At 65.1% G+C, this 10,273-nt stretch carries 12 protein-coding genes; 2 read left to right on the top strand and 10 right to left on the bottom strand.

Going from position 1 to position 10,273, the window contains the following annotated elements; translation table 11 throughout:
• Positions 1–303 precede the first annotated feature (303 nt).
• On the top strand, positions 304–636 hold the full coding sequence (fliE, locus tag IAG39_RS18155) for a flagellar hook-basal body complex protein FliE (RefSeq protein WP_054456696.1): 333 nt from the start codon (positions 304–306) through the stop codon (positions 634–636).
• Positions 637–731: 95 nt separating this feature from the next.
• Here fliE and IAG39_RS18150 read toward each other — a convergent pair whose 3' ends face one another.
• The 7 genes from IAG39_RS18150 to IAG39_RS18120 form a co-directional block, all read right to left on the bottom strand.
• Complete coding sequence (locus IAG39_RS18150; protein WP_118933650.1) at positions 732–1,535, bottom strand: flagellar brake protein; 804 nt, start codon at positions 1,533–1,535, stop codon at positions 732–734.
• A 24-nt stretch (positions 1,536–1,559) separates the two neighbouring features.
• A complete protein-coding gene (locus IAG39_RS18145) occupies positions 1,560–1,877 on the bottom strand; it encodes an EscU/YscU/HrcU family type III secretion system export apparatus switch protein (protein ID WP_118933651.1) in 318 nt (105 codons plus the stop codon).
• Complete coding sequence (locus IAG39_RS18140; RefSeq protein WP_118933652.1) at positions 1,877–3,238, bottom strand: flagellar hook-length control protein FliK; 1,362 nt, start codon at positions 3,236–3,238, stop codon at positions 1,877–1,879. The genes IAG39_RS18145 and IAG39_RS18140 overlap by 1 nt, the downstream gene beginning before the upstream one ends.
• Positions 3,235–3,588 (bottom strand): flagellar protein FliT, encoded by a 354-nt coding sequence (locus tag IAG39_RS18135; RefSeq protein ID WP_118933653.1) that lies wholly within the window; start codon positions 3,586–3,588, stop codon positions 3,235–3,237. The genes IAG39_RS18140 and IAG39_RS18135 overlap by 4 nt, the downstream gene beginning before the upstream one ends.
• A 47-nt stretch (positions 3,589–3,635) precedes the next feature.
• Positions 3,636–4,064, bottom strand: coding sequence for a flagellar export chaperone FliS (fliS, locus tag IAG39_RS18130; protein ID WP_118933654.1), 429 nt, complete (start codon positions 4,062–4,064; stop codon positions 3,636–3,638).
• A gap of 18 nt (positions 4,065–4,082) precedes the next feature.
• Positions 4,083–5,471 (bottom strand): flagellar filament capping protein FliD, encoded by a 1,389-nt coding sequence (gene fliD, locus IAG39_RS18125; protein ID WP_118933655.1) that lies wholly within the window; start codon positions 5,469–5,471, stop codon positions 4,083–4,085.
• Between the two features lie 144 nt (positions 5,472–5,615).
• Positions 5,616–5,993, bottom strand: a complete 378-nt coding sequence (locus IAG39_RS18120) for a flagellar protein FlaG (protein ID WP_118933656.1) — start codon at positions 5,991–5,993, stop codon at positions 5,616–5,618.
• A gap of 142 nt (positions 5,994–6,135) precedes the next feature.
• Here IAG39_RS18120 and IAG39_RS18115 point away from each other — a divergent pair, with 142 nt between their 5' ends.
• On the top strand, positions 6,136–6,873 hold the full coding sequence (locus IAG39_RS18115) for an IclR family transcriptional regulator (RefSeq protein WP_118933657.1): 738 nt from the start codon (positions 6,136–6,138) through the stop codon (positions 6,871–6,873).
• A gap of 34 nt (positions 6,874–6,907) precedes the next feature.
• On the opposite strand, the gene IAG39_RS18110 is transcribed toward IAG39_RS18115, so the two are convergent.
• Genes IAG39_RS18110 through IAG39_RS18100 form a run of 3 tightly spaced genes read right to left on the bottom strand, consistent with a single transcriptional unit; the run spans position 6,908 to position 10,271 of the window.
• Positions 6,908–8,074: an acyl-CoA dehydrogenase family protein gene (locus IAG39_RS18110; protein ID WP_118933658.1), complete on the bottom strand. Its 1,167-nt coding sequence runs from the start codon at positions 8,072–8,074 to the stop codon at positions 6,908–6,910.
• Entirely contained in the window at positions 8,074–9,303 is a 1,230-nt protein-coding gene (locus IAG39_RS18105) for a CaiB/BaiF CoA transferase family protein (protein ID WP_118933659.1), read from the bottom strand. Before IAG39_RS18105 ends, IAG39_RS18110 begins: the two co-directional genes overlap by 1 nt.
• The gene (locus IAG39_RS18100; RefSeq protein ID WP_059380362.1) at positions 9,300–10,271 is read right to left on the bottom strand and encodes a Bug family tripartite tricarboxylate transporter substrate binding protein; all 972 of its coding nucleotides are present in this window, start codon (positions 10,269–10,271) and stop codon (positions 9,300–9,302) included. The genes IAG39_RS18105 and IAG39_RS18100 overlap by 4 nt, the downstream gene beginning before the upstream one ends.
• Positions 10,272–10,273: the final 2 nt, after the last annotated feature.

Here is a 10,273-nt window from a genome sequence, read left to right as displayed (position 1 = left end):
TGGAATTGGGACTTCATGTCTGGGTAGGGCAGATTACACATGCAACGTGCTTCTGGTCTGGGGAGAGCGTGGATTATTGCCCCTGAGACGTCCATCCCAATCGTTGAAAACGGCCGGTTTTTGGCGTTACTTATCTCCTATGTCCCCGACAAGGCGGACAAAGCCGCGGCCGCCCTGACGGCAAGCGGCTGCATTCGTGGAAATGTCGGGTTTTTTGGCGGTTCTTGTCGGCTATGAACCGGCTGAGTTGGCGTTACGCTGTGCGCACAATTGGTGTAATCCCAACCAGCAAGGAATCAGGTAATGGCTGTATCAGGCTTGTCCGGCATCGAAAGCATGCTTCAGCAGATGCGCGCGGTAGTGAGCAAGGCGGAGACCGGTAATCTCAGCGCGGGTGAAATGGTCGGTCAGCCGGACGGCTTTGCCGCGGAGCTGCAACGCTCCATCCGTCGCGTCACTTCCGCCCAGAATGCCGCCACGGCCCAGGCCAAGGCGTTCGAGCTGGGAGCGCCCGATATTTCCCTCAACGACGTCATGATCGACATGCAGAAGGCCAGCATCGGCTTCCAGACGGCGGTGCAGGTGCGCAACAAGCTGGTTGCGGCCTACAAGGAAATTTCCTCGATGGCGGTCTGAGTCCCGTCGCGGGAACAGCGCTTGCGTGTACGCCGCAAGCGCAGCAGGCATCAGGGGCGGGGCGCTTGCAGCGCATGGCCCCGCCAAACCAGGTATCAATTGCGCTGGGCGCCTCTTTCCAGGCGCCAGACTACCTGCTGCAGCCAGTTTTCCTGGCGCGCATCCAGATTCAGGAAGACGGCTCCCAGGTGGCTGACGGGCGGTTCGCCAGTCAGCGAAACATGCCTTGCCGCCGGTTCGTCCGGATCGGCGGATGAGACCATGGGCTGGCCGGAAACCGGGTATACATTGCGCACTTCCAGGCTGGCGTTGAGCTTGCCCTGGTCGCCAAAATCCAGTTGCACATTTTCCAGCACGGTGCCGCGTTCCGGCAGGGCGGAGACCGCGAGTCCTGCGCGCAGGCCTACGCCGTCGACCGAGATGTCGCGTATCGTGAACGCGTAGGGCTTGTCGTTGGGCGTGGCTTGCCAACTGGCGCGGCATACGTTGGCGGCCGCGATCAGGGACGCGCGGAACATCTTGCGGCGCTGGATGCGGGCCAGGCGTTCCGGGAACGGCGATACCAGCGCGGCGCTGCCGTCGTCGAAATGAATGATCTGGGGCCGCTGCACGCGAAAGCGGATCTGCACGCCGCCATAGGCGGTGGCATGGAAGTGGAAGGTGGTGCCGCTCAGCAAGCCCATGGAGTCGGACTGCTCGAAGTCCGCGCCGGCGTAATCGCGCGGCCTCCAGAAGAATTCGCCGGCCTGCTTGTCCACGCCGAGGATCAGCACGGCCATCTCCCGGTCCGCGGCGTCGCGTACCAGGATGTGGCTGTCGGGGTGGGTGAGTTCGAACAGGGCCGAACGCATCTCGTCAGGCCGGGTCAGCAGGAACTCCGGGTCGCTGGCATCCAACACTTTGGTCTTCCTCAGGTAATAGGGTCAGGCGGGTGGGGCGGGTTCGGGGAACTCGCGCGATTCCAGGCGGTAGAGCCAGGCCAGCAATTCTGCCACCGCTACATAGAGTTGGGGAGGAATATGTGCGTCCAGGTCCACCTGCATCAGCAGGCCGACCAGTTCGCGCGACTCGTGGACGTAGAGGCCGTTTTCCTGCGCGGCGCGGACGATGGTGTCCGCGAGCTGGCCGTAGCCCTTGGCGACGACGCGCGGAGCGCCGTCCTTTTCTTCGTAGGAAATGGCGACCGCCGCGTTGCGGCCGGCGTTCGGGTCCGATTCCGGATGGGGGGTGAGGCGGCTCATCAGATATCGGCGGGAATGTCGAGGCGCGGTTCGACCACGCTCACCGACAGATTGCTCAAGGTCAGGCCGGCTGCCAGCAGGCGCGAACGCAGCGCGTCCGAGGAGTCATTGATCTCGGCCGCGCTGTGCGGCGCGACGAGTTGCAGGACGATCTGATCGCCGGCCAGGTTCAGTCGGGCATCGACCAGGCCCAGGCGGGGCAGGTCCAGCTTCAGGCGCGTGGCCCAGGTGGAAACTGCCGACTCGGGGTCGCCGCCGTAGGGGTCGCGCTCGACTTCCCATTCCATGGGCGCGCCGGGCCAGGCTTCGCCTTGCCAGGTCAGCGCCTGGTTGGCCAGCACGTCCAGTTGCTGGCGGACGAGTACGGTCAGGTCCTGGTGTATGCCGGTGATGGGCGTGCCGGGGGCCGATGAGGTAGAGGAGGCTGCGCCGCCCGGCGCGGGGTCGGCGCCTGCGCGGCCGCTGGGGGCGTTGCCCGCCCGCGGCCGCGAGGGCGCGGTATCTTGCGCTGGCGGATTCTTGCCGAGCACGGCCTGCGGTTCGTTGCGCAATTGCTCAGGGTTGGCGCGGCCGAAGACCATGTCGGTCAGATGGGACTCGTAAAACAGGCCGCTGCCTTGCAGCGCCTGGCGCAGAGCCTGTCCCAGCGCGCGCGCGGAAGGTCCGCCAGCCGCCAGGGCGGCATGCGCTGCGGCGTCGGGTCCTTTGGCTGCGCCGGGATTTACGCCGGGTCCGGCGGGCCGATCCTGTTTGGCGCCGGTCGCCGGCGTGTCGCCGTCAAGGGTTGCCGCGGCTGAGGCGGCGAGCGCGGAGGCTTGCTGGGAGGGAGCCTGTGCCGATGCCTGGCCAGGCATCGGCTGGAGGGTTTGCGTAGCGGTTTGCGCTGTTTGTTGGCCTGCTTGCGGTGCGGGCGTGGGGTTGGCGCTGGCGGCGGATTGTCCCGGCTGCGCATCGGTGGTCCACAAGGGCGCGCGGCCCTGTACCGCTGGCGCGGCCTCCGGAAATTGGGCGAGCAAGGCAAGAATCGTGCGCGCCGTCGTGCCCAGCGTGGTTGGGGCCGAGGCGGTGGTGTCGCTGCTGGTGACCAGGCCACGCGCGGCCAGCGCCAGCGCCGCGGCGATTTTGGGGTCGACGACAGTATTGGGGCGGTCGCCGCGGGCGCCGCCGGGCTGTATGCCTTGCCGCGGATCGCGTGTCGATCCGTCCGAAGCGCCGGGTTTTTCCAGGCTGCCAGGCTGGCTGACTGCGTCGGGGCGGGCGCCGGAGACCTGGTTGGCGCTGGCGGCGGACATCGTCGTGCCCAGCACGGCGTCCAGCCGCTGCACCAGGACGTTGCCGAGTGCGGCAGGACCTACGCTCATTCTTCAGGCGCCTGGTAGCCGTAGGCGGACAGCAGGGTTTGCTGGCGCTTCATGCGTCCCAGCAGGTCGCCCAGGCGGGCCAGTTGCGGCAGCGCCAGGTCGCGGGTGAGCGCGTCGTTTTCCAGTATCCGGACCAGCAGGTCGTACTTCATGGCGCGCCCGGCTTCGTCCAGAGGCATGCTGCTGTCGGTCAGCCGCAGGCGCTCGACTTGTTCGCAGTATTGCTGCCCAAGAACCATCGCGGCATCCCAGTCACCCGCTTGCGCAGCTGACAGCATGTCGTTCGTGATATGGGCGATCTCCTGGTAGTGCTCCAGGATGGGGTGGGTGTACTGGGTCAGGGACGTCATGGAAATCTCGGGCGGTCGATGGCTGGCTAAATTTGTATTCCGGGCCATCAGGGCTGCATCCCGCCGGCAGGCCGATCTATGGAGGTCTGCCAAGCTTCGGCCAGATCCGCCAGCAGACGGTCGGCTATGTCCAACTGTTCGACGTCAGCCTTGAGATTGGCCATCAAAAGAGTGCGGACGATGTAGTCGTAAAGCAGCGAAAGATTGGCAGCGATATCGCCGCCCGCCTCCATGTTCAGGCCCATCTTCAGGCCTTCGTCAACGATCTTGATCGCTTTCGAGATTGCCGCGCCGCGTTCGGCGATCCGCCCTTCCTGCAGGTGTAGGCGCGCCTGTCCGATGGCCGCGCGCGCGCCCATGTAGAGCAGGGTGATCAGCCGCTCGGGGCTTGCGCCCAGAATCTGGGTTTCCAGGCCGATATCGGCGTAGGAGCGGACAGATTGGGACCCTAGGGGGCGGCGGGCGGCATAAGTCATTTAATGCATCTTCTAGGTTTACTTGGACGATTTGTTCATCGCCGCAAATTGCTGAGTCAGGTAGTTGCCGGTGACGCCCAGCTGCGAGACGAACTTATCCAGCTGAACAAAGCGCGTGCGCAGCTGGTCCATTTCGGCATCGCTGCTGGCTTTGGCGCGAGCTTTCTGGGCCGCGAGGTCGTCGATGGTCTTGGTCAGTCCGTCTTGACGGGTTTTCAGCGAGCCATTGGCGCCGAGCACGTCCTTGAAGGCGGCTTCCATCTGCTTGGCCAGGCCGTTTTCGCCCGTCAACAGTTTGGTGACGTCGGCAGAGTTTTCCTTGAGCGCCTTGTCGAGCTTGGTCTGGTCCAGCTTCAGCTGACGGTTCATCGGGTCGGTCGTGATGCCCAGATCCGCCAGGGATTTCACGACGTTTCCACCCAGGACGCCCTGCAGTGCATTGCTCAGGGCCCATTGGATCGAGCGGGTCGTGCCATCGCCCGTCAGGGGCTGATTGGTCGCCGCCTTGGCGTCGAATGCGGTCAGGTCCTTGATGGTGGACTGCAGCGTGTTGTAGACGGTGACGAAGTCCTTCACGGCCTTGGTCGCCACGGTCGGGTCCGCTTCCAGCTTGAGCGTGATGGGTTTGTCCGCCGGGGTTTCCTCGGACAGGTTCAGCGTCACGCCGTCGATTGCCTTGTCGATGTTGTTCGAGCCGCTCTTCACGGTGATGCCGTTGATCACGACCTCCGCGTCCTGCGCCTTCGTGTTTGCCATGCCGGTGGTTACGCCGCCGGCATCGGTGCTGAAGCTCAGGATGTCCTTGAGCGACTGGTCGCCCGTGACGGTGATGGACTTGACGGAAGCCTGGACGCCGGTGTCCTTGGCGGTCAGCATCAGGTAGTTGTTGCCGTTACCGTCGTTGATGACCGTGGCGCGCACGCCTGCCTTGTCATCGGCGTTGATGGCCTTGACGATACCGTTGAGCGAGGTGTCGCCCTTGAGGTCTATGGTCTGTTTGGTACCGTTGCTCAGCTCGATTTCGAAGGAACCTGCATCGCCGTTCTTGGCGGTGCGGTCACTGACGCTGCTGGATTGGAGGGTCTGGGACTTGGCCAGCTTGTTGACCGCGATGGTGTACTGGCCCGCGACGACACCCTCGGCGGCCACGGTGGCCGTCAACGCGGTTCCGCCGGTGACGCTGCCCTTGATCGCCGCCAAGGTTTCGGCCTTACCCAGGACCCCGGCGGCCTTCTGGACCGCTTCCAACGCGCTCTGCAGCTTCGAATATGCGTCGATGCGGGTCTTGTAGCTTGCCGTGCGCGTGTCGTAGATCGAGAGCTTTTTGTCCTCGGCGTCCTGCAATTTCTTCAGGGTTTCTTCCAGAGGCAAGCCGGAAACCGAGCCGAGGTTGGTGATAGAGGCCATGTGAAATTCCTTCCTAGCGATGCGATTTTGTCAAAAATACGGTGTCAGCGATTGGCCGGGTAAGGGCATTAGGCGGGCCTAATTCGACGCTTCCATGGTTGGCCCGCTCGATGGCGGCGGACGGCGCAGGAAATCAGGGTCGAATCAAGCCGTCGTTTTAATGCCATTTCCTTGCATGTTCACGATCATTTTGGCGATTTTCAGCAGTGTTTCGCTGGGGATCGTGCGTATGACGTCACCCGATTCCGCGTCGATCACCGAAACCACTACCTGGTGCACGTTGGGGTCGATTTCGAACTGGAGCTGGGTGGACCAGGCCTTCATCTGATCATTGATTTCATCCAGGGCCTTGTCCAGGGGGAGCTTCTGCGAATCGGATTGATCCGATGTCGCGCTGTCCGAAGCCCCGCTGTTCGTTGCGGCGGCCGCGGGCGCGACGCTCACGGCGGGGTCTGGAGCAACCGGCGGGGTCGCGACCGGCGCTGGTGCAAACGATGCGGGGGCTAGGGGGGTTACGGCCATGATCACTCCAACGGCGATGTGGGCGTCTCGGAGGAACGCGCTGTTTTCAGGGAATTCTCAGCTACGATAACGGCAGGCCCGTAGGGAACTTTAGCCACCGGCGGTCCAGATGTTTCACGTGCTAAATAGTTCGGATCGGGTAATGAGTGTCAAGACGGCGCTGCGAGTCATCGAAATCATCGAAACCTATGCCCGCGAAAAGCGCGCGCTGCCGCTATCGGAACTGGCCCGGCTGCTGGATGTGCCGGTGTCCAGCTGCCTGGCCCTGATCCGTACCCTGACGGGGCTGGGCTATCTGTATGAAACCGGCCGACGCCAGGGCTACTACCCGACCGGCAGGTTGCTGGCCATGGCACAGCGCATCGCCCGCGCCGACCCGGTGCTGGACCGGGTCTATCCCAGCCTCACGGAATTAAGGGACGCTACGCGCGAAACGATTGTTTTCGCCAAGCTGAGCCAGGACGGGCGGGTGGTCTACCTGGATGTGCTGGACTCCCCGCATACGATCAGATACGCGCCGGTTGCGGGTGAATTCAAGGACGTACACGCGAATTCGCTGGGTAAGGCGCTGCTGTCGCTGTTGGACGCGCCGACCCGCGACGCCATGCTCGCGGACATGACCATGACCCGCCACAACGAGCGCACCCTGGTCACGCGCGAGGCGCTGCTGGCGGATCTGGAGCTGTCGCGTCAGCGCGGCTGGTTCATGAACAGCGGCGAATCCATTGCGGACGTGGGTGCGATCGCCTGGCCCGTTACGCTGTCCGGCGAACACTATGCAATTTCGGTGGGCGGGCCGATCTACCGGATCGAGCCGCAGCAGGAGGCCTACGCGCGTATCCTGCGCTCGGCTTGCACCGCGCTGGAGCAGCAGGCCTGACGGGCAGGCCTGGGCGCCTATCGAGCGCCGCTACTCAGTAGGACTTGGGCAGCCCCAGCACTTTTTCCGCAATGAAGCACATGATCAGCTGCGGGCTGACCGGCGCGATGCGGGGAATGAAGCTTTCGCGCAGCAGGCGCTCCACGTGGTACTCCTTGGCGTAGCCCATGCCGCCCAGGGTCATGACCGCGGTCTGGCAGGCGTTGTAGCCGGCCTCGGCCGCCAGGTACTTGGCCGAGTTGGCGTAGGGGCCGCAGGGCTTGCCGGCGTCATACAGGCTGGCGGCCTTGAATACCATCAGGTCGGCGGCTTCGAGCTGCATCCAGGCTTGCGCCAGGGGGTGCTGGACGCCCTGGTTCTGCCCGATGGGGCGTCCGAACACGGTACGTTCGCCGGCGTATTTCACCGCTCGGTCCAATGCGGCGCGACCGATGCCCACCGCTTCGGCCGCGATCAGGATGCGTTCGGGGTTCAAGCCGTGCAGGATGTATTCGAAGCCGCGGCCTTCCTCGCCGATGCGGTCGGCCACGGGGATGCGCAGGCCATCGATGAACAGCATGTTCGAGTCCACCGCCTTGCGGCCCATCTTCTCGATTTCACGCACTTCTATCTTGCTGCGGTCCAGATCCGTATAGAACAGCGACAAGCCCTGGGTGGGCTTGTCGACGTCTGACAGCGGTGTGGTGCGGGCCAGCAGCAGCATCTTGTGGGCGACCTGGGCGGTCGAGATCCAGATCTTGCGGCCATGCACCACGTACTCGTCGCCCTGGCGCACGGCGCGGGTGCTGAGCTTGGTGGTGTCTAGCCCGGCGTCGGGCTCGGTGACGGCGAAGCAGGCCTTTTCGCGGCCGGCGATCAGGGGCCCGAGCCAGCGCTGGCGCTGCTCGTCGCTGCCGAAGACCACCACCGGGTTCAGGCCGAAGATATTCATATGGACCGCCGAGGCGCCGGTGAAGCCTGCGCCGGAGGCCGCGATGGTCTGCATCATCAACGCCGCTTCGGTCATGCCCAAGCCTGCGCCGCCATATTCCTGCGGCATGGCGATGCCCAGCCAGCCGTCGCGCGCCAGATCGGCATGCAGGGGTTCCGGAAAGCCGCCTTCGCGGTCGCGTTCCAGCCAATATTCGTCCGGATAGCGTTCGCAGATGCGGGACACGGCGTCCCGCAGCGCCAACTGGTCGGGGGTGAATTCAAAGTCCATCAGTCGTTTCCATTCAGGGTGATGCCGCGGGCCGCCATGGCGTCGATCCGGGCGGGGTCATAGCCGGCTTCGGCCAGCACCTCGCGGCTGTGCTGGCCCAGCCTGGGAGCGGGGCGGCGTATCGAGGTGGGGGTGCATTCGTATCTGCCCAGCGGCGCGGTCGTGCGTATCGGGCCCTCGCTGGGGTGGTCCATGGTCCGGATGAAGCCGGTCGCGGCCAGATGCTCGTCCTGCAGCAGGTCGTCCACGGAATAGAGCGGCGAGGCGGGAATGTCCGCCTGCGCCAGGCCTTCCAGCCAGTCCTGGCTGTCCCGGGTGGCGATGACGTCGGCGACGAAGGCGTAGACCTCGCCGATATGGGCGGCGCGTGCGCCGTGAGTGCTGAAGCGCGGGTCCCGCGACAATTCGGGCCGGTCGATCAGGTCGAAGAAGTTGCGCCAGTGCTTGTCGTTATAGATCAGCAGGCTGATGTAGCCATCGGCCGTGGCGTAGGGGCGGCGATGCGGCGCCAGCAGGCGTGCGTAACCAGTGGGGCCGAGCGGGGGATCGAAGGTGGCGCCGCCGAGATGGTCTCCCAGCACGAGGTGGGCCATGCCCTCGAACATGGGGATTTCCACCTGCTGGCCTAGCCCCGTGCCGCGCGCGTGCAGCACCGCTGACACCAGCGCAATGCCGACGTGCAACCCGACCGCGCGGTCGGCCAGGGTCAGCGGCGCGTAGCGCGGCACGTCTCCACTGTGCTGGGCAGAGAGGGCGGCGATGCCGGTCTGGCCCTGGATCAGGTCGTCGTAGGCGGGACGCCCGGCGTACGGGCCGGCCTCGCCATAGCCGTAGGCGCCCAGGTAGACGATGCGCGGATTGCGCGCCGCGACCGTCTCGTAGGACAGGCCCAGCCGGGCCATCGCCTGCGGACGGATGTTGTAGAGCAGGGCGTCGCAGCTTTCGGCCAGCTTCAGGCAGGCCTCCAGTCCCTCCGGCGTCTTCAGGTCCAGCACGACCGATCGCTTGTTGCGGTTCAGGTGCAGATAGATATGGCCCATGCCGGGGTTGCGCATGGGGCCGACGGCCCGCATGTTGTCGCCCGCCGGCGGCTCGACCTTGATGACGTCGGCGCCCAGGTCGGCGAGAACCTGGGTGGCATAGGGACCCATCACGACGGTGCTCAGGTCCAGGATGCGCACGCCCGCCAGCGGGCCGCCAGGGGGTTCGGATTGCGGCCGCTCGTTCATTGCTGTTCGATTCCCGCGTCGCGGATCAGCTTGCCCCACAGGTCCAGCTGGGCGCCGACGAACTGGGAAAAGGCCTCGGGCGTGCTGGAGAAGGCGTCGAATCCCAGGCCGGCCAAGCGCTTTTTCACATCAGGCTTGGCGACCACCTGGTTGATCGCGGCATTCAGCTTGGCCACGATCTCCGGGGGCATGCCCGCCGGGCCGAAGTAGCCGTTCCAGGAGTTCAGGTCGAAATCCTGCACGCCGGATTCGGCCATGGACGGCAGGTCCGGGACGATGGCGCTGCGTTCGGCGGTCGATACCGCCAGGGCGCGCAACTGGCCCGATTGCACGAAGGGCAGGCCGGAAGCCAGGTCGGTGAACATGAAATCGACCTGCCCGCCGACCACGTCGGTCAACCCTTGCGGCGTGCCTTTATAAGGTACGTGCAGGATGTCGATCTTGGCGCGGTTCGCCAGCGTGGCGCCGGCGACGATGCCCGTGCTGTTGCCGCTGGCGTAGGTGATGCGGCCGGGACGCTGGCGCGCGTCGGCGACCAGTTCGCCCACGGTTTTCCAGGGGCGTTTCGGGTTCACTACCAGGATGAAGGGCAGGTTGCCGCCGCGCGCGATGGGGGTGAAATCCTTGACCGGATCGTAGGGCACGTTCTTCATCAGCCAGGGCGCGGCCGAATGCGAGGTATTGGTGGTGACGAAAAGCGTGTAGCCGTCGGGCTTGGCGCGCGCCACGTAGTTGGCGGCGATGGTGGCGTTGGCCCCGGGCTTGTTCTCCACCACGACCTGCTGGCCGAGGATGTTGCCCAATTCGGCGCCGAAGATGCGGCCCACGGCGTCGGTGCCGGACCCGGCGGGAAAGGGGACGATCAGGGTAATGGGTTTGGCTGGGTAGTCGGTGGCGTGGGCGGCGGGGCCGGCGAACAGCGCCGCGCCGCCGATGAGGGCGGCGCCCAGCAGGCTTAGTGGTCTCATGG

The sequence above is a fragment of the Achromobacter xylosoxidans genome (assembly GCF_014490035.1).
Lineage (GTDB): Bacteria > Pseudomonadota > Gammaproteobacteria > Burkholderiales > Burkholderiaceae_B > Achromobacter > Achromobacter bronchisepticus_A.
Note: the sequence above shows the minus strand (reverse complement) of the source record. Positions and strands in the feature narration are given on the sequence as shown.